The organism is Streptomyces sp. NPDC001137, from assembly GCF_040298885.1.
Taxonomy (GTDB): Bacteria; Actinomycetota; Actinomycetes; order Streptomycetales; family Streptomycetaceae; genus Streptomyces.
Window position 1 is genome coordinate 151,058 of sequence record NZ_JBEPBA010000013.1, and the last position, 17,747, is coordinate 168,804.

A 17,747-nucleotide genomic window follows, 5' to 3' on the forward strand; every position below is an offset into this window, starting at 1 on the left:
TTCGCAGCCCCGGCCCCAGAGCTGCACCGCCCGCAGTCGCAAGGCTTTCGCGGCCCGCGGTCCCAGGGGCTGCGTCGTCCTCAGTCCCACGGTCGCACCAGGTCGTACGTCAGCCCCAGCGCCCCGTGCGCCAGCAGCAGCGTCCCGGCCGCGGTCCAGCCGCCGCTGCGGCGCCATAGGCCCCAGGCCGTGAGCGGGAGTCCGGCCGCCACCTGGGCCAGGGCCAGGGCGCGCGCCCGGGGCGTTCCCGTCCACGGCAGCCACGGGCCCAGGTGGCGGCTCCCGATGGCGTCGAGTTCCGCCTCGCGCCGGTCCGGCCACTCGGTGGGGCGGGTGTCCGGCAGGGCGTGCGCGGCCTCGCGGAGGCGGTCGGTGGATTCGCCCGGGGTGATGCCCTCGGGGAGTGCGACTCCCGCGCGCGTGAGGACGGCGATCAGAGCGCGCAGACGGGCGCGGGCGTCGGTCCCGGGGTCGGGCTTCGTGAGCCGGTCCAGGTCCTGCACGTCGAGCACCGGGTCCAGGCCCAGTCGGGCGGCGAACGTGCGCATGGCCTCGTCCTCACCGGCCGGGGTGCCGTTCGCGAGCCAGACGTAGCCCACGGGGCGTCGGAAGCCCGACGCGAGGGTGAAGCCCGCGCGGTCGGCGTCCCACCACAGGGCGAGTACGGGCCAGGGGGCGCCGACGGCGAGAGCGGCGGCCCAGCCGGTCAGCACGCGGTCGACGGGTTCGCCGCCGTCCAGCCAGGGCCGGCCCTCGGGAAGAAGCACGCTCCAGGTGGCGCCCGCCGGGGCGAGCAGCATGGGGTCGCGCAGCAGGTGGGCGGCGGGGGCGACGGACTCGGGCCGCGCCCGGCACAGGAGCAGGGCACCGACGTTCGACATGGTCACACGCTAGGGCGATACGCCCTCTTTGGTCATTTCCGGGACCGCGGAGATCACCAGAACGAGTGTCTTGACTTTCCCCGTCCGCGATATATCGTGAATTGCAGGAGACGCGATATGGCGCGTTGTGACGGGGAGGTCTGCACCATGTCCGAGTGGTCTGTCGGTGAGCCGCGGAAACTCACCTTCGACAAGCCCGTGAGCGAACTCCACGTACGCATCGTCAACGGAACGGTGAACGTGGTGGGCACGGACGAAGGTTCCGCCCGACTGGAGGTCTCCGAGATCGAGGGACCCCCGCTGCTGGTGAGCCAGCAGGGCGGCACCCTCACCGTCGCGTACGACGACCTGCCCTGGAAGGGCTTCCTCAAGTGGCTCGACCGCAAGGGATGGCGCCGCAGCGCCGTCGTCTCCCTCGCCGTCCCCGCCGACACGCGCGTGGAGGTGGGCGTGGTCGGCGCCGCGGCGGTGGTCTCGGGGATCGACGGGCGTACGGAGGTGAAGGGGGTCACCGGGGACACCACCCTGGTAGGGCTGACGGGCCCGGTGCGCGCCGACACCGTCTCGGGGAACCTGGAGGCGCAGGCCCTCCGCGGCGACCTCCGGTTCAACTCCGTCTCCGGTGATCTGACCGTGGTCGAGGCGGGCTCCTCGGTCAAGGCCGACTCGGTGAGCGGCTCGATGATCGTCGACCTCGATCCGGCGAGCCGCCCGACGAACATCGTCCTGGCCAACGTCTCCGGCGAGATCGCCATCCGGCTCCCCCACCCGGCGGATGCGGAGGTGGAGGCGAACACCGCGAGCGGGACGGTGTCCAACGCCTTCGAGGACCTGCGGGTCAGCGGTCAGTGGGGCGCCAAGAGGATCACCGGCCGGCTCGGCTCGGGCAGCGGAAGCCTGAAGGCGACGACCGTCTCGGGCTCGATCGCCCTGCTGCGGCGGCCTCCCGCGGAGGACGAGCCGTGGGACGTGGCGCCCGAGGACATCGGCCCCCTGGTCGAGGACACACCTCCGGCGGGTGCGAAGCCGGCCGCGGGGACCGGCCCGGCGAGCACCCCGGCGGAGGGACCGCGCGAAGACTCGGGGGACAATTCCGTTTCCGGCCAGGACGACGACTCGACCGACGCCCCGGCCGACGGCACGACCGACAAGAAGGTGCTCTGACATGCCTCCCGTCTTCGCCCACGGCCGCCTCCGCCTCTACCTGCTGAAACTGCTGGACGAGGCCCCGCGCCACGGCTACGAGGTGATCCGCCTCCTCGAGGAGCGCTTCCAGGGTCTGTACGCACCGTCGGCGGGCACCGTCTACCCCCGCCTGGCGAAGCTGGAGGCCGAGGGCCTGGTCACCCACACCACCGAGGGCGGCCGCAAGGTGTACGCCATCACGGACGCGGGCCGCGCCGAACTGGCCGACCGCGGCGGCGAGCTGGCCGACCTGGAGCTGGAGATCCGCGAGTCGGTCGCGGAACTGGCCGCCGAGATCCGGGCCGACGTACGCGGTGCTGCGGGCGATCTGCGGCGCGAGATGCGGGCCGCGGCCACGGAGGCCCGGCGGGGCCCCGGCGGCAAGGGACGCGGCGAAGGGGACGGCTCCCCCGGTGACTTCGGCGAGTACGGCGACAAGGAGTCCTGGCGTGCCGCGAAGGAGGAGATGCGGCGCGTCAAGCAGGAGTGGAAGGAGCAGGCGCGGCGCGCCAAGGACGAGAGCCGCCGCGCCCGCGAGGAGGCCCAGCGCGCCCGGCGCCAGGCCAAGGAGGCGCAGGAGCAGGCACGGGCCCAGGCCCAGGAGGAGCTGCAGCGCATCGCCAGGCGGGTGCAGGAGCAGGTGCAGGACCACTTCGCGCGGGGCGACTGGCCGACGGGGGTGCGGGAGGGCCTGACCGAACTGGCCAAGGAGTTCGGGGACTTCGGGAAGGACTTCGGCAGGGAGTTCGGAAAGGACTTCGGGTTCGGACGGGGCGGCACCGGCACCTCGGCACCGCGGCCCGAGTACTCGCACACCAAGGAGGACTTCCCGGCGCAGTACGAACCGTCGTGGGCGCACGAGGCCACCACCGGAGACCCGTCCCGCGACCTCGACCGCCTGCTCGACCGGTTCCGGGACGACATCCGTGACGCGGCCCGGGACCACGGAGTCACGGACGAACAGCTCCGCGACGCCCGCCGCCATCTCTCGACGGCGGCGGCGCACATCGGAGCGATACTGCGCACACCGCGGGCGTGAGCGCCGGCGGGCCGCTTTCCGCGAGCGCGGACGTCACCCTTTCAGGTGCACTGCCAGAGGAAGCGGCCCTCCTTGCCGTCGGGTGAGAGGAAGGCATAACCGAAGCCCGCGTCACCGAAGTTGACGTGGAAGGGCAGCTTCCCGGAGTCGAGCTGGACCACCAGTTGCCATCCTTCGCCGGGCGTCTCGTCGCCCTGGAGCCAGTGCGGTTCGACACCGGGCCCGCCGAGGAACTGCCAGGGCCGACGGTCCTCTTCCTCGGAGGAGTGCTCACCGGAGTGCTCACCGGAGTGCTCACCGGAGTCGGTGTGCCGCGGCAGATGGTCGGCTCCCGCGCTCGGCCCCTCCGCCCGTCGCTCGACGGCCACGAAGTCCGGGATGTGGCCGCCGGGTTGGATCACCAGGGCGTTCTCCCCGCCCTCCGGCTCCCAGGTGCCGTCGACGTACTCCCCCTCGTCCCCGGTCATGAACAGACAGGCGAGCCGGCCGCCCTCCAGGGCGAACTGGCCCAGGAACTCCATCGGCCGGCCCGTCTCGCGCGACAGCGGCCATTGCGGCTCCTCCAGCCACACGGGCTGCCCGCCCACCTTGGTCACCGCCTCACGCACGGCCCCCTCCGCAGGGACGAACACCAGCGGCACGGGCTCGGACACGGTCATGAGAACTCCTTCGAAGGACCAGGCCAACCTCGGCAGGCCCACCCTAGAACCCGCCACGGACACCCCCGCCCAGCTGACACATGCCGACGGCCGGCCCGAAGCCGGGCCGGCCGTGAGCATGTGCGGACAGGAGAGGTCAGTCGTTGGTGAGCACGATCTTTCCGAACTGCTCGCCCGACTGCAGCCGTTCGAAGCCCTCCCGCGCCCGGTCCAGAGGCAGCATCTCGTCGATGACGGGACGTACCCCGGTCGCGGCGCAGAAGGACAGCAGGTCCTCCAGCTCGTCCTTGGTGCCCATCGTGGAGCCGACGACCTTGAGTTCGAGGAAGAAGATGCGGGTCAGTTCGGCATGCGAGGGCCGGTCACCGCTCGTCGCGCCCGAGATGACGAGCGTGCCGCCCGGCCTCAGCGACTTCACCGAGTGCGACCAGGTGGCGGCGCCCACGGTTTCTATGACGGCATCGACGCGCTGCGGCAGCCGCGCCCCCGACTCCAGCGCCTCGACGGCACCCAGTTCCACGGCGCGCTTCCGCTTGGCCTCGTCCCGGCTGGTGGCGAAGACCCGCAGCCCCGCCGCCTTCCCGAGCACGATCGCAGCCGTCGCGACCCCGCCGCCGGCGCCCTGCACGAGGACCGAGTCACCGGGACGTACGCCCGCGTTGGTGAAGAGCATGCGGTACGCCGTCAGCCAGGCCGTGGGCAGACAGGCTGCCTCCGCGAAGGACAGCTCCTTGGGCTTGGGCAGGATGTTCCAGGTCGGCACGGCGACCTGCTCGGCGAACGTGCCCTGGTAGTGCTCGGTGAGGATGGAACGGGGTTCCCTGGGGCCGACGCCGTGACCGCTCTGCCCGATCACGGAGTGCAGGACGACCTCGTTGCCGTCCTCGTCGACACCGGCGGCGTCGCAGCCGAGGATCATCGGCAGTTTGTCCTCGGACAGGCCCACACCCTTGAGGGACCAGAGGTCGTGGTGGTTGAGGGAGGCGGCCCTGACGTCGACGACACTCCAGCCGGGCCGGGCCGCGGGAGCGGGCCGGTCCCCCAACTCGAGGCCGCTGAGTGGCTGGTCACGGTCGATGCGGGCGGCGTAGACGGCGAACATGACCTTGACGATAGGCGGCACACCGCCCCGACGGAACCGCAGAGCTCTGTGACACACGCCCTCTTGCACTACAAGCCCCTCCGTCGTTCGAGGACGGGGCGGACGTCCGCGCAAACCACCCGAACGGGCGGGTGGCTGGGCAAAAAATGGCCCCGCCCAGACGGGCGGGGCCATCAGTACCGACGGCGCGTCAGCGCCGAGCGACACCCTCCGCGCGGGCCGCGGCCGCCACAGCCGCCGTGACGGCCGGAGCCACCCGCTCGTCGAACGGCGACGGAATCACGTAGTCCGCGGCAAGGTCGTCCCCGACGACCCCGGCCAGCGCCTCGGCCGCCGCGATCTTCATCCCCTCGGTGATCCGGGAGGCCCGAACCTGGAGCGCGCCCGCGAAGATGCCCGGGAACGCCAGCACGTTGTTGATCTGGTTCGGGAAGTCCGACCGTCCGGTCGCCACGACCGCCGCGTACTTGTGCGCGACGTCGGGGTGCACCTCGGGGTTCGGGTTGGCCATGGCGAACACGAACGCGCCCTCGGCCATCGAGGCGACGGCCTCCTCCGCGACCGTACCGCCGGAGACGCCGATGAAGACGTCCGCACCCTCCAGGGCCGCCTCGAGCGACCCGGTGATGCCGGCCTTGTTGGTGAAGGAGGCGAGCTCCCGCTTGACGTCCGTCAGGTCGTCCCGGTCGGCCGACACGATGCCCTTGCGGTCGGCCACCGCGACATCCCCGATACCGGCCTCGACCAGCATCTTGGCGATGGCGACACCGGCCGCGCCGGCACCCGAGATCACGGCCCGCAGGTCCCCGACGGCACGTCCGCTCAGCCGCGCGGCGTTCCTGAGGGCCGCCAGCGTCACGACCGCCGTACCGTGCTGGTCGTCGTGGAAGACCGGGATGTCCAGCCGCTCCTGCAGCTTCCGCTCGATCTCGAAGCACCGCGGCGCCGAGATGTCCTCGAGGTTGACGCCACCGAAGGACGGCGCGAGCCGCACCACGGTCTCGACGATCTCGTCGACGCCGGTGCAGTCGAGCGCGATCGGCACGGCGTCGACGCCGCCGAACTGCTTGAACAGAATCGCCTTGCCTTCCATCACCGGAAGGGAGGCCTCGGGGCCGATGTCCCCGAGTCCGAGCACCGCCGTGCCGTCGGTGACCACGGCCACGACGGACGACTTCCACGTGTAGTCGTGGACGAGTTCCGGCTGCTCGGCGATGGCGCTGCACACCTTCGCAACGCCGGGCGTGTACGCCAGGGACAGGTCGTCCTTGTCACGGACCGGCACGGTGGCCTGCACGGCCATCTTGCCGCCGCGGTGCAGCGCGAACGCCGGATCGAAGGAATCGAGGGGCTCGGCCCCGCCGTCCTGATCCGTATTGCTGTCGCTGCGAGGATTGACGATCTCCGCTGCCACTTTGTTTTACCCCTTAAGTCTTCATTGGTTGAGGGTGGCCACTCCTGGTGAGGGGTGGGCGGGCACCGCGTCAGTCCCGGTCGGTGTTGCGTACGGGTCCTGCGCGACGGGCGCGCCGCACACGCGCCCTGAGCCCCGGATGAGGGGTGTAAAGAACCTTCTTACCGGACGCACCGGGCCAAGGACGAGTCCAATAAGGGCAAGGTCACATCGCGGAACCCGAAGGTCACATCTCGGCCACAAGGTTCGTCCCGAAAAATAGGGACACGTCCTCGACGATTCCCCGACGGGCCCTTGACCGGCGGTCGAACAGTGATCAACACCTCGGAGTGCAGGTCCGCATCCCGAGATGCGTCGAAGATCTTCCGGCCGGAAGGCCGGATTCCCGCAGATGGTCCGGCCATGTTGTACCGGCCTGGTGCGGTTCGGGGGTCACCCGTTATCCGATTTTGACATGACGGGTCCCCTGAACGGCTGAGTCCGAATGGCAAGATGCCGTAAACCCACGAGGTCGCGACACCCGAAGGTGTGTGTTCTCGTCGACCCATCGGCAACTCCACCGATCCGCCGGAGGAACCCAAAATGACCGCAGGCTCCACCCGTCGTACGACCGCCGCACCCACCCGTCTGGCAGCGGCCGGTGCGATCGCGGTCGCAGGCGCCCTGATCCTCACCGGCTGCGGTGACCAGACCAACAGCAATGACGGGGGCAAGAAGGAGTCGGGCAACAGCGCCCCCCTCTTCTCCAAGCTGCCGAAGAAGATCCAGGACGCCGGTGTCATCAAGGTCGGCACCAACGCCGAGTACGCCCCCATGGAGTCGACCGAGGGCGGCAAGATCGTCGGCGTCGACCCTGACCTGGGCGAGGCTCTGAGCAAGCAGCTCGGCGTGAAGTTCCAGTGGACCTCCGGTTCCTTCGACGGGCTGATCACGGCGGTCAACTCCGGGCGCTACGACGTCGCGATCTCGTCCATCACGGACAACAAGCAGCGCCAGGAGGGCCTGGACGACAAGGGCAAGAAGCTCGGCCAGGGCGTCGACTTCGTCGACTACTTCGTCGCGGGTACGGCCATCTACGTGAAGAAGGGCAACCCCGAGGGCGTCAAGGGCATCGAGGACCTGTGCGGCAAGACGGCCGCCGTCCAGCGGGGCACCACGTACGAGAAGGCCCTGCAGGACCAGTCCGCGAAGTGCAAGAGCTCGGGCAAGAAGGCCATCGACATCGAGTCGTTCGACAACGACACCGAGGCCCAGACCCGTGTGAAGTCCGGCGGCGCGGTGGCCGGCATCAACGACTACCCGGTGGCGATCGACCTGGCCCGCAAGGCCGGCGGCGGCAACGTCTACGAGGTGATCAACAAGCAGTACGACGCCGGCCCGTTCGGCATCGTCCTCAGCAAGAAGAACACGCAGCTGCGTGATGTGCTGAAGGAAGCCGTCGACGCGATCATCAAGGACGGTTCGTACCAGAAGGTCCTGGAGAAGTGGGGCGCGCAGTCCGGCGCGATCGACAAGTCCGCGATCAACGGCGGCAAGTGAGCCGGGCGCACCACTGAAGGGCAGTCACGTGACTGACAAGTTCGACAAGTCCCCTGCGGACACGCCACCCGCGGGTGAGGTCTCCACATCGGAGTCCGTCACCCCGCCGGAGGCCATCAAGGCGATCCCGGTACGGCACTACGGGCGGTGGGCCAGCGGCATCATCGTGATCGCGCTGCTCGCGGCACTCGTCTTCGCGTTCTCGCAGGGCGACATCCAGTGGCACGCGGTCTCCGACACCCTCTTCGACTCCTCGGTCGTCAAGGGTGCGGGCCGCACGCTGCTGATCAGCGTGCTCGCCATGGTCATGGGTGTGGTGCTCGGCATCGTCCTCGCCGTGATGCGGCTCTCGAAGAACCCGGTGACCAGCTGGGTCGCCTGGCTGTACATCTGGTTCTTCCGCGGCACCCCGGTCTATGTGCAGCTGCTGCTGTGGTTCAACCTGGCGCTGATCTTCCCCGTCCTCAACCTCGGCCCGATCTACAAGGACGAGATGGTGGACGTCATGACCCCGTTCATGGCCGCCCTGCTGGGCCTCGGCCTGAACGAGGCCGCGTACATGGCGGAGATCTGCCGCGCCGGTCTGCTGGCCGTCGACGAGGGCCAGACGGAGGCCGCCCACGCGCTGGGCATGAGCCACGGCAAGACGCTGCGCAGGATCGTGATCCCGCAGGCGATGCGGGTCATCGTGCCGCCGACCGGCAACGAGTTCATCAACATGCTGAAGACCTCGTCGCTGGTGTACGTGGTGACGTACAACGAGCTGCTGCGCTCGACGTCGGCGATCGGCTCCACCTCGTACGCCGTGATGGAGCTGCTCTTCGTCGCCTCGATCTGGTACCTGGTGATGACGAGCGTGTTCAGCGTCTTCCAGTACTACCTCGAGCGCTACTACGCACGCGGTTCCAGCCGTAGCCTGCCGCCGACCGTCTTCCAGAAGATCAGGATGAACCTGTTCTCGAAGGGCAGCCCGAGGGGAGCGGTGTGATGACCGCCATGGTGAAGTCCGAAGGCGTGCACAAGTCCTTCGGCACTGTCGAGGTCCTCAAGGGCATCGATCTCACGGTGAACACGGGTGAGGTCTTCTGCCTGATCGGCCCGTCCGGCTCCGGCAAGTCGACGTTCCTCAGGTGCATCAACCACCTGGAGAAGATCAACGCCGGTCGGCTGTACGTCGACGGTGACCTGGTCGGCTACCGCCAGAAGGGCGACAAGCTCTACGAGCTCAAGGACAGCGAAGTCGCCCTCAAGCGCCGGGACATCGGCATGGTCTTCCAGCGCTTCAATCTGTTCCCGCACATGACGGCGCTCGAGAACGTCATGGAAGCCCCGATCCAGGTCAAGGGCGTCAGCAAGTCCCAGGCGCGGGAGCGCGCGGGTCAGCTGCTCGAGCGCGTGGGCCTCGCCGACAAGGCGAAGAACTACCCCTCGCAGCTCTCCGGCGGCCAGCAGCAGCGCGTGGCCATCGCCCGCGCGCTGGCCATGGATCCGAAGCTGATGCTCTTCGACGAGCCGACCTCGGCCCTCGACCCGGAGCTGGTCGGCGACGTCCTCGACGTCATGCGCGACCTGGCCGAGTCCGGGATGACGATGGTCGTCGTCACCCACGAGATGGGCTTCGCCCGCGAGGTGGGCGACAGCCTGGTCTTCATGGACGGCGGCGTGGTCGTCGAGTCGGGCAACCCGCGCGACGTCCTGACCAACCCACAGCACGAGCGGACGCAGTCGTTCCTGTCGAAGGTGCTGTAGCGGTACGAAGGGAAAGGGGCGGTACGGGATTCCCGTACCGCCCCTTCTCAGTTCCGGCCCGCCGACGTCACTTCAGCGCCAGCAGCAACGTGTCCGCCGGCGAACACCACACCGCCCGAGCCTCCCCGAACCCCTTCTCCCGCAGCACCCGCGCGTGCCACTGCGGCGAGGGCGTGTCGCCGTCCGCGTGGTCGCCGTAGATCTCGAAGCGGCGGGCGGTCGGGCCGGCGAGGGCGGGGTCCTTCGCGGCGAGCTGCCACCACTGGGACCAGTCCAGGGCTCCGTCCCGCATGGCCTGATCCATGCGGGCGTGGCGCAGGCCGCGCTCCGCCGCGTTGATCCGGGGCGTGGTCTCGTCGATCATGTGGTCGGCGTTCATGAAGACGCCGCCGTGGCGGACCAGCCCGGCGATCCGGCCGTACAGGGCCGCGAGGGGGGCGCTGTGCAGCCAGTGGAGGGCCGTGGCGGTGAGCACCGCGTCGTACGTCTCGTACGGCAGCCGCGTCGGCCAGTCGGGGTCCTTGAGGTCGGCCTCGACGAAGGTGACCCGGTCGTCGCCCTCGAAGGTGCCGCGGGCGATGGCGAGGAGCGCGGGGTCGAGGTCGATGCCGGTGCTGGTGGCCTTCGGGAAGCGGGCGAGCAGACGGGCCGTGATGCTGCCGGTGCCGCAGGCGAGGTCGAGGACGCGCGGCTCGGGGCCGACACAGGCCTCGACCATGTCGAGCATGACGCGGAAGCGCTCCTCGCGGTCCGGCATGTACCACTCCTGCTGCCGGTCCCAGCTCTCCTGCCAGGCCTGCCAGTCGGTTCCCGTCGTACCGGTTCCGGTTGCCGTGGTTCCCGTCATGGAATCCCTCTCCCCTCACGCGCGTAATACCCTGGAAGTGCAGGCAGTCGTTACCTCTTCGCACCCACGACCATAGAGCGCCTTCGTAAGGACCACAAGTGGAACTGGCCTATTACTCGGACTACGCCGTACGACTCGTCAACAGCGAGGAACCGGCCCGGGGCAAGGACAACCTGACCTCCGTCGAGGCCGTCCGCGACCTGTTCGGCGGCAACGCGTCGGCGGCCCGCCGCGCCACCGACGCCGACGTCACCCGCTTCCGCTCGGTCAGGGCCCGGCTGCGCGCGGTCTTCGAGGCCGCCGACAAGGGCGACGAGACGCTCGCCGTGGACCTGCTGAACTCACTCCTGCTGGAGTTCCCGGTCAGCCCGCAGATCTCGGGCCACGACTTCCGGGACGAGGACGGCCGCCCGCTGTGGCACATGCACCTGGCCGACCACCCCTCGAACGCCACCGCCGGCTACGCGGCCATCGCGGCGATGGGCCTGGCCTTCCACCTCACGGAGCACGGCGTCGACCGGCTGGGCCTGTGCGAGGCGGCGCCGTGCCGCAACTCCTACCTGGACACCTCGACGAACCGCTCCCGGCGCTACTGCTCCGACCGCTGCGCGACCCGCGCCAACGTGGCCGCCTACCGCGCCCGCAAGCGCCTGGAGGCCGACCGGTCCGACAGCACGGGCCTGGCCGCCGACAGCACCCAGCGCGCCAGCGCGAACGGCGAGCGCTGATCCGCCTTCAGCGGCCGGTAGCGAAAGCGCACCTTGCCGAGGACCAGGTCCTCCGGGACGGTCCCGTAGTCCGTGCTGTCGCCGCCCGCGTAGGCGTTGTCGCCGAGCACCCACCAGCCGCCGTCGCGCCGCTCGGCGGCCCGCTTCACGACCAGCAGGTCCTGCTGGAACGGATGCCGCAGGACGACCACGTCACCCGGCCGGATCCGGGCGCCGTACTGCACCACGAGCCGGTCCCCGTGGTGGAGCGTGGGCACCATGGACGGACCGGTCACCTCGGCCGCTCCGAAGGGCAGCAGTGCCCGCCCGCGCTCGATCTCCTGCGACAGCTCCGGCATCCCCGGCACCTCCCCGGTACGTTCCTCCACCAGTCTCAGTCTGACCCGGACTTTTGTCCTAAGCCCATGGGGGCACTCGCGAAAACCCGTCTCGCAGGGAGTAATGTCCCACCTGAGAAGACGATCACGAGGAAGGAATGCTCCATGCTTTCCCGCCTGTTTGCCCCCAAGGTCAAGGTCAGCGCACACTGCGACCTGCCCTGCGGTGTGTACGACCCGGCCCAGGCCCGCATCGAGGCGGAGTCGGTGAAGGCCGTGCAGGAAAAGATGGCCGCCAACGACGACCCGCACTTCCAGGCTCGCGCCACCGTCATCAAGGAGCAGCGCGCCGAGCTCGCGAAGCACCACGTCTCCGTGCTCTGGAGCGACTACTTCAAGCCCCCGCACTTCGAGAAGTACCCGGAGCTGCACCAGCTGGTCAACGACGCCCTGAAGGCCCTCTCGGCCGCCAAGGGCTCGACCGACCCGGCCACGGGCCAGAAGGCTCTGGACTACATCGCCCAGATCGACAAGATCTTCTGGGAGACCAAGAAGGCCTGACGAACGTCCCGTTCGCGCGGACCCGCGATCGGTGCACCATCGCAGGTCCACGGGCACTCCGAAGGGGTCCGGTCGGCAACGGCCGGGCCCCTTCGGCTGCTCCCGTGCCGAGGACTTCGCCGGCGGCCGCACCCTACCGACCGGCCGCCAGGCCCCCGTCGTCGTCCTCCCCCACCTCCAGCAGACCCGCCGCCGCCCCCACGATCCGCGGATCGGGGCGGCCGACGACCTCCTCGTCCTTGCCGGTGTAGTCGAAGCGGGCCAGCACACTGCGCATGGCCTCGACGCGGGCCCGTTTCTTGTCGTTGCTCTTGACCACCGTCCAGGGCGCGTGCTCCGTGTCCGTCTCGCGGAACATGGCGACCTTCGCGGCGGTGTAGTCGTCCCAGCGGTCCAGGGAGGCCAGGTCCATGGGGCTGAGCTTCCACTGCCGTACGGGGTCGACCTGACGGATGGTGAAGCGGGTGCGCTGTTCGCCCTGGGAGACCGAGAACCAGAACTTGATCAGGTCGACACCGTCGTCCACGAGCATCCGCTCGAACGCGGGCGCCTGGCGCATGAAGCGCCGGTACTCGTCGTCCGAGCAGAAGCCCATGACCCGCTCGACGCCCGCCCGGTTGTACCAGGAGCGGTCGAACAGCACGATCTCGCCCGCGGTCGGCAGGTGTTCGACGTAGCGCTGGAAGTACCACTGACCGCGCTCGCGCTCGGTCGGCTTCTCCAGGGCCACCACCCGGGCTCCGCGCGGGTTGAGGTGCTCGGTGAAGCGTTTGATGGTGCCGCCCTTGCCGGCCGCGTCCCGTCCCTCGAAGACGATGACGAGCCGGCGGCCGGTCTCCTTGATCCAGCTCTGCAGCTTGAGCAGTTCGATCTGCTGGAGCCGCTTGTGCCAGTCGTACTCCTTGCGCTCCATGCGGTGCCCGTACGGGTAGTTCTCCCGCCAGGTGTCGATCGGGCTGCCGTCCGGGCGGATGAGCACCGGGTCGTCGGGGTCGGTGTAGTCGACCTTCAGATCGGCCGACAGGGGTGGCGTCGTCATCCCGATGTCCTTCTTGGGTCTCAGTGGAACTGCGGCACGATCAGATAGATCCCGTACGCCACCACGGCCGCGCAGGCGAGGAAGCACAGGCCCGCCTGGGCGAGGCCGAGGGACGAGGTCCCGCCGCCGTCCTCGCGGGCCCCTTCGAAGCGGGCGAGGCCGAGGACGCCGAGGGCGAAGACGACGACCACGGCGACGGTGACACCGACGCTCACCGCGGTGACCTGGCCGAGTGCGTTCCAGTCGAGGTTCATGATGCGAACTCCCCGTGTTTCAGGCGGCCGTGCCGACGCGGGCCGGCGGTTCGGCGCGGAGGGTGACTTCGTGGGCGTCGTTGACGTTGCTCGCGTGCACCGGGTTGCGGCGGGAGACGAGGACGATGCCGGTGGCCAGGGCGGCCCCGACCAGGGCGACGACGACGGTGCCGAGGTTGCCACCGTGCTTGACCACGCTCGCGGAGACGCCGCCGACCAGTGCGGCCGAGGGCAGCGTGATCAGCCAGGCGGCGACCATGCGGCCCGCGACGCCCCAGCGGACCTCGGCGAGGCGCCGGCCCAGGCCCGCGCCGAGGATGGAGCCGGAGGCGACCTGGGTGGTGGACAGGGCGAAGCCGAGGTGGGCGGAGGTGAGGATGACGGTCGTGGAGGCCGTCTCGGCGGCGAAGCCCTGCGGGGACTGGATCTCGGTGAGGCCCTTGCCCATGGTGCGGATGATCCGCCAGCCGCCCAGGTAGGTGCCGAGGCCGATGGCGAGACCGGCGGAGGCGATCACCCAGACCGGCGGGCCGGCGTCGTGGCCGAGGGCACCGGCGGAGATCAGGGTCAGCGTGATGATGCCCATGGTCTTCTGCGCGTCGTTGGTGCCGTGGGCGAGCGAGACCAGCGAGGCCGAGGCGATCTGACCGATGCGGAAGCCCCTGGTGACGGAGTCCTTGCGGCCGGGGGCGGTGAGCTTGTAGGCGAGGTAGGTGGCGATCAGGGCCGCGACTCCGGCCACGACCGGCGAGGCCACCGCCGGGATCAGCACCTTCTCGACAACCTTGTCGAAGTGCACGCCCTGGGATCCCGCGCCCACCCACACGGCGCCGATCAGCCCTCCGAACAGGGCGTGCGAGGAGCTGGAGGGCAGTCCGACCAGCCAGGTCAGCAGGTTCCACAGGATCGCCCCGACCAGCCCGGCGAAGATCATTCCCGGACTGACGAGGGTGTCGTCGACGATTCCCCCGGAGATCGTCTTCGCGACCTCCGTCGACAGGAAGGCTCCGACGATGTTGAGGACTCCGCTCACGAGCACCGCTGTTCTCGGCTTGAGCGCGCCGGTGGCGATGGAGGTGGCCATCGCGTTGGCGGTGTCGTGGAATCCGTTGGTGAAGTCGAAGGCCAGGGCCGTGACGATGACTACCGCCACGAGGAACGTGATGTGGTCCATCCCCTTAGGGGAACAAGCGCTTTCATACGGCAGGCGAACTGAAGGCAAAGCCCGTGCCAGAACCCGGCACCCGCCCGGTGAGGGTCGTGCGATGCTGACGTGGTGAACCGTGAGGATCTGGTACGCCTGCGACAGGCCCGCGACCGTATGGACCGGGAGTACGCCGAGCCCCTCGACGTGGCCGCCCTCGCGGGCACCGCCCTGATGTCGCCCGGGCACTTCCAGCGCAGCTTCCGCGAGGCGTACGGCGAGACCCCGTACGGCTATCTCATGACGCGCCGCATCGAACGCGCCAAGACCCTGCTGCGGCGCGGCGACCTCACCGTCACGGAGGTCTGCATGGCGGTGGGCTGTACCTCGCTGGGCTCCTTCAGCGCCCGTTTCACCGAACTGGTGGGCGAGACGCCGAGTTCCTACCGCGCCCGTTCGCACGAGGAGAGCGCGGAGATCCCGCCCTGTGTGGTGCGCGCGTACACGCGTCCGCGACGGACATGAGGCCGTGACCGACCTTAGGTTGGACCCATGGACCTGAAACTGCACACCTGTTTCATCGCCGTCGACGACCACGACAAGGCGATCGCCTTCTACTGCGACGTCCTGGGCCTGGAGATCCGCAACGACGTCAAGTACGAGGGGATGCGGTGGACGACCGTGGGGTCGCCGCTGCAGCCGGACGTGTCGATCGTCCTGGAGCCGCCCGCCGCCAACCCCGATCTCTCCCCCGCCGACCGTGACGCGATGGAGCAGCTGCTGGCCAAGGGCGTGCTGCGCGGGGTCAACTTCACCACCGAGGACTGCGACGCCCTCTTCGCCCGCGTCCAGGAGTCCGGCGCCGAGGTGCTCCAGGAGCCGACGGACATGCCGTACGGGGTCCGGGACTGCGCGTTCCGGGATCCGGCGGGGAACATGCTGCGGTTCATGGAGCGGAAGGGATGAGCCGGCAGGTCCTGTGGACCTACGCGTTCATGGACCGACCGATCGAATCCTTCTCGGCCGCCTGCGAGTTCTGGACGGCCGTCACGGATACGCGCCTTTCCGAACCACGCGGCGAGAACAAGGAGTTCACGACCCTTCTGCACGACGGGGCCGACGCCTGCGTCAAGGTGCAGGGGGTCGCCTCGGGGCCGGGCGGTGCGCATCTGGACTTCCCGGTGGCCGACGAACGCGGGTTCATACGGTCGGCGGTGGCTCTCGGGGCCGAGGTGGTCGCCGATCACGGGGCGTGGGCCGTGCTGCGGTCGCCCGCGGGACAGCAGCTGTGCACCATGCCGTGGCGCGCGGAGGCGACGCGCCCGCCCGTCGTGCGGGGCAGCCGCCTCGACCAGGTCTGCCTCGACATCGCGCCTTCCGCGTACGAGGCCGAAGTCGCCTTCTGGAGCGCCCTGTTGCCCGAGTGGCAGTCACGGCCGGGCTCGCTCCCCGAGTTCCATGTGCTGGTGCCGCCGACGGGCCTCCCGATCCGCATCCTCCTCCAGCGTCTCGGCGAGGAACGCCCCGCCACCGCCCACCTGGACCTGGCCTGCGCCGACATCGAGGCGACCCGCACCGCCCACGAACGCATCGGCGCACGGCTGGTCGCCCGCGGCACCCACTGGACGGTGATGCGGGACCCCGCGGGCGGCACGTACTGCCTGACGGGGCGGGACCCGGAGACGGGCGGACTGCCCGCGCAGGGGGCTCGCGGTTCCTAGGGCCACGCCCGAACGCCCATGGATGCTCAGACGTCCGCGGAGCCGCTGTCGATGGGCCGGATCACCACGGGGTAGTTGGTGGCCCCGGCGGGCTGGGGGCACTGGAGGATGCGCTCGGCGATCTCCGTGACGCGCTCCAGGCTCGCGCAGTCCAGGACCCAGTAGCCGGCAAGCACCTCCTTGGTCTCGCTGTACGGGCCGTCGGTGATCACGGGCTTGCCGTCCTCGCCGAGGCCCACCAGCCGGGCCCTCGCCGGCTCGGCCAGGCCCTGTCCGTCGATCATCTCGCCGGTCTCGGCGAGGTCGTCGTTGAGGGCGCCCATGAAGGCGTACATGGCCTGGACGTCCTCCTGGCTCCAGGCCGGGGAGGTCACATTGGCCCTGCCCTGCATGCCCTCGTAGTCCGCCTGCGTGCACTGCACCATGACCAGGTACTTCATGACTCTGCTCCTTCGGCTCGCGCCGCCCGTGGCAGCGGCTCTCACGGGGGACGTCGGAGCCGGGCCGGGGTTATCGACACGGGGCTCAGGAATTCTTCGCGGCGGGTTTTCCGGGCTCCTGGTCCGGTTCGGCGCCCTCGGCGGCGTAGGCCTCGCACTCGGGGTTGCGACAGGGGCCCGGCACCCAGACCGGGACCCACGCGCCCAGGGTCTTGTGGCGTTTGACGACCGTTTCCACGGGCTGTCCGCACACCGGACAGACGTGTTCTGAGCTGTCCATGCCCTCAGCGTAGGCCGGTCGGCGCCGGCGCGCGTGGGTGCGGACGGGGACGCCGTTGCCGAAGGTGGTCGTGGCGCCGGTCGTGCCGCAGCGGGCAGGGGTCGCCGAAGCGGCGGGTCAGCCGCGGGGCTCCCGCCACATCGGCCACATCTGCGGGCCGTTCGGCAGGTCGAGGGGGCGGCCGGTGAGCTGGAAGCCGAGGCGCTCGTACAGCGCGCGACTGCGGGCGCTGCTCGCCTCCAGATAGGCGGGCAGGCCCTCGCGATCGCAGCGGTCGAGGACGTGCTGGACGAGCGCGCTGCCGATCCCCTCGCCCTGGCGCTCCGGAGCCACACCGATCATCCACAGGTACTCGTGGGCGCGTCCGGCGGGGTGGATCTCCGCGGTCAGGCGGGCGATCAGTTCGACGCGCTCGTTCCCGGGATCGACGGCGGCGCGCAACTGGGCGGGCCCCTCGTCGGCCGCGTCCTGTTCGGACTCGTGCTCTGCGGCGGGCACGGACAGCCACAACGCGCACGCGCTGCCGTCCTCCGTGACGTCGATCCACCCCTCGTCGAGCACGATCCCGGTGAAGGCGGCCATCAGCCGGTGGTGGGTGGCACGGCGGTACTCCTCCCCGGGAAAGACCCAGCCGCTGACCGGATCGCCTTGGAAGGCCTCGTCCAGCAGCCGCACGACCAGCTCCCGGTCGCCCTCGTCCGCCGCCCGGATCGCCACACCCATGTGCCGCCCTTTCACCTCAACCGACTTCGGTTGTACGGCTGTTGAGCCTATACGGCGGCTGCGCGGCGAGTGGGCCGGAGGGGGCTCCCGTGTCCCGGCACAGGCTGTGGTGCCCTCGGAGGCGA

At 69.9% G+C, this 17,747-nt stretch carries 22 protein-coding genes; 10 read left to right on the top strand and 12 right to left on the bottom strand.

Features of this window, described 5'->3' with window-relative positions:
• Positions 1–80 precede the first annotated feature (80 nt).
• Complete coding sequence (locus ABT254_RS25725; RefSeq protein WP_351474446.1) at positions 81–881, bottom strand: hypothetical protein; 801 nt, start codon at positions 879–881, stop codon at positions 81–83.
• A 147-nt stretch (positions 882–1,028) separates the two neighbouring features.
• Between ABT254_RS25725 and ABT254_RS25730 the strand changes: the two genes are divergently transcribed.
• Complete coding sequence (locus tag ABT254_RS25730; protein ID WP_351474448.1) at positions 1,029–2,045, top strand: DUF4097 family beta strand repeat-containing protein; 1,017 nt, start codon at positions 1,029–1,031, stop codon at positions 2,043–2,045.
• 1 nt (position 2,046) lies between these two features.
• On the top strand, positions 2,047–3,105 hold the full coding sequence (locus tag ABT254_RS25735; protein WP_351474451.1) for a PadR family transcriptional regulator: 1,059 nt from the start codon (positions 2,047–2,049) through the stop codon (positions 3,103–3,105).
• 41 nt (positions 3,106–3,146) lie between these two features.
• Here the strand turns inward: ABT254_RS25735 and ABT254_RS25740 are convergent, their stop codons facing one another.
• The 3 genes from ABT254_RS25740 to ABT254_RS25750 form a co-directional block, all read right to left on the bottom strand.
• On the bottom strand, positions 3,147–3,764 hold the full coding sequence (locus ABT254_RS25740) for a YwqG family protein (RefSeq protein WP_351474454.1): 618 nt from the start codon (positions 3,762–3,764) through the stop codon (positions 3,147–3,149).
• A 136-nt stretch (positions 3,765–3,900) separates the two neighbouring features.
• Positions 3,901–4,866, bottom strand: coding sequence for a zinc-binding dehydrogenase (locus ABT254_RS25745; RefSeq protein ID WP_351474457.1), 966 nt, complete (start codon positions 4,864–4,866; stop codon positions 3,901–3,903).
• Positions 4,867–5,056: 190 nt separating this feature from the next.
• Positions 5,057–6,280 carry an NAD(P)-dependent malic enzyme gene (locus ABT254_RS25750; protein WP_351474460.1) on the bottom strand — a complete coding sequence of 408 codons (1,224 nt, stop codon included), beginning with the start codon at positions 6,278–6,280 and terminating at the stop codon, positions 5,057–5,059.
• Between the two features lie 582 nt (positions 6,281–6,862).
• On the opposite strand from ABT254_RS25750, the gene ABT254_RS25755 reads away from it, so the two are divergent.
• The 3 genes from ABT254_RS25755 to ABT254_RS25765 are packed head-to-tail and all read left to right on the top strand — an operon-like array spanning position 6,863 to position 9,568.
• Entirely contained in the window at positions 6,863–7,819 is a 957-nt protein-coding gene (locus ABT254_RS25755) for an ABC transporter substrate-binding protein (protein ID WP_351474463.1), read from the top strand.
• A gap of 28 nt (positions 7,820–7,847) precedes the next feature.
• Entirely contained in the window at positions 7,848–8,807 is a 960-nt protein-coding gene (locus tag ABT254_RS25760; RefSeq protein ID WP_351474465.1) for an amino acid ABC transporter permease, read from the top strand.
• Positions 8,807–9,568, top strand: a complete 762-nt coding sequence (locus ABT254_RS25765; RefSeq protein WP_351474468.1) for an amino acid ABC transporter ATP-binding protein — start codon at positions 8,807–8,809, stop codon at positions 9,566–9,568. Before ABT254_RS25760 ends, ABT254_RS25765 begins: the two co-directional genes overlap by 1 nt.
• 67 nt (positions 9,569–9,635) lie before the next feature.
• Here ABT254_RS25765 and ABT254_RS25770 read toward each other — a convergent pair whose 3' ends face one another.
• On the bottom strand, positions 9,636–10,415 hold the full coding sequence (locus tag ABT254_RS25770; protein WP_351474471.1) for a class I SAM-dependent methyltransferase: 780 nt from the start codon (positions 10,413–10,415) through the stop codon (positions 9,636–9,638).
• A gap of 98 nt (positions 10,416–10,513) precedes the next feature.
• On the opposite strand from ABT254_RS25770, the gene ABT254_RS25775 reads away from it, so the two are divergent.
• Positions 10,514–11,143 carry a CGNR zinc finger domain-containing protein gene (locus ABT254_RS25775; protein WP_351474473.1) on the top strand — a complete coding sequence of 210 codons (630 nt, stop codon included), beginning with the start codon at positions 10,514–10,516 and terminating at the stop codon, positions 11,141–11,143.
• Here ABT254_RS25775 and sodX read toward each other — a convergent pair.
• The gene (gene sodX, locus ABT254_RS25780; protein ID WP_123970629.1) at positions 11,047–11,481 is read right to left on the bottom strand and encodes a nickel-type superoxide dismutase maturation protease; all 435 of its coding nucleotides are present in this window, start codon (positions 11,479–11,481) and stop codon (positions 11,047–11,049) included. The genes ABT254_RS25775 and sodX overlap by 97 nt on opposite strands.
• A 144-nt stretch (positions 11,482–11,625) precedes the next feature.
• Here sodX and sodN point away from each other — a divergent pair, with 144 nt between their 5' ends.
• On the top strand, positions 11,626–12,021 hold the full coding sequence (gene sodN / locus ABT254_RS25785; protein WP_007491258.1) for a superoxide dismutase, Ni: 396 nt from the start codon (positions 11,626–11,628) through the stop codon (positions 12,019–12,021).
• Positions 12,022–12,154: 133 nt separating this feature from the next.
• Here the strand turns inward: sodN and ppk2 are convergent, their stop codons facing one another.
• The 3 genes from ppk2 to ABT254_RS25800 are packed head-to-tail and all read right to left on the bottom strand — an operon-like array spanning position 12,155 to position 14,488.
• Complete coding sequence (gene ppk2 / locus ABT254_RS25790; protein ID WP_351474477.1) at positions 12,155–13,060, bottom strand: polyphosphate kinase 2; 906 nt, start codon at positions 13,058–13,060, stop codon at positions 12,155–12,157.
• A 20-nt stretch (positions 13,061–13,080) separates the two neighbouring features.
• The gene (locus tag ABT254_RS25795; RefSeq protein WP_344405333.1) at positions 13,081–13,314 is read right to left on the bottom strand and encodes a hypothetical protein; all 234 of its coding nucleotides are present in this window, start codon (positions 13,312–13,314) and stop codon (positions 13,081–13,083) included.
• A gap of 19 nt (positions 13,315–13,333) precedes the next feature.
• The gene (locus ABT254_RS25800; RefSeq protein WP_351474480.1) at positions 13,334–14,488 is read right to left on the bottom strand and encodes an inorganic phosphate transporter; all 1,155 of its coding nucleotides are present in this window, start codon (positions 14,486–14,488) and stop codon (positions 13,334–13,336) included.
• Between the two features lie 102 nt (positions 14,489–14,590).
• Here ABT254_RS25800 and ABT254_RS25805 point away from each other — a divergent pair, with 102 nt between their 5' ends.
• From ABT254_RS25805 to ABT254_RS25815, 3 genes are read left to right on the top strand one after another with little or no spacing between them, the layout of a single operon-like run.
• On the top strand, positions 14,591–14,983 hold the full coding sequence (locus ABT254_RS25805; RefSeq protein WP_115913281.1) for a helix-turn-helix domain-containing protein: 393 nt from the start codon (positions 14,591–14,593) through the stop codon (positions 14,981–14,983).
• Between the two features lie 27 nt (positions 14,984–15,010).
• Positions 15,011–15,424: a VOC family protein gene (locus tag ABT254_RS25810; RefSeq protein ID WP_115905991.1), complete on the top strand. Its 414-nt coding sequence runs from the start codon at positions 15,011–15,013 to the stop codon at positions 15,422–15,424.
• Positions 15,421–16,179 carry a VOC family protein gene (locus tag ABT254_RS25815; protein WP_351474484.1) on the top strand — a complete coding sequence of 253 codons (759 nt, stop codon included), beginning with the start codon at positions 15,421–15,423 and terminating at the stop codon, positions 16,177–16,179. Before ABT254_RS25810 ends, ABT254_RS25815 begins: the two co-directional genes overlap by 4 nt.
• Before the next feature lie 26 nt (positions 16,180–16,205).
• Here ABT254_RS25815 and ABT254_RS25820 read toward each other — a convergent pair whose 3' ends face one another.
• From ABT254_RS25820 to ABT254_RS25830, 3 genes are all read right to left on the bottom strand, one after another.
• Positions 16,206–16,619 carry a YciI family protein gene (locus ABT254_RS25820; protein WP_351474487.1) on the bottom strand — a complete coding sequence of 138 codons (414 nt, stop codon included), beginning with the start codon at positions 16,617–16,619 and terminating at the stop codon, positions 16,206–16,208.
• Positions 16,620–16,704: 85 nt separating this feature from the next.
• On the bottom strand, positions 16,705–16,899 hold the full coding sequence (locus tag ABT254_RS25825) for a hypothetical protein (RefSeq protein WP_351474490.1): 195 nt from the start codon (positions 16,897–16,899) through the stop codon (positions 16,705–16,707).
• A 117-nt stretch (positions 16,900–17,016) separates the two neighbouring features.
• Positions 17,017–17,622 (bottom strand): GNAT family N-acetyltransferase, encoded by a 606-nt coding sequence (locus tag ABT254_RS25830; RefSeq protein WP_351474493.1) that lies wholly within the window; start codon positions 17,620–17,622, stop codon positions 17,017–17,019.
• Positions 17,623–17,747: the final 125 nt, after the last annotated feature.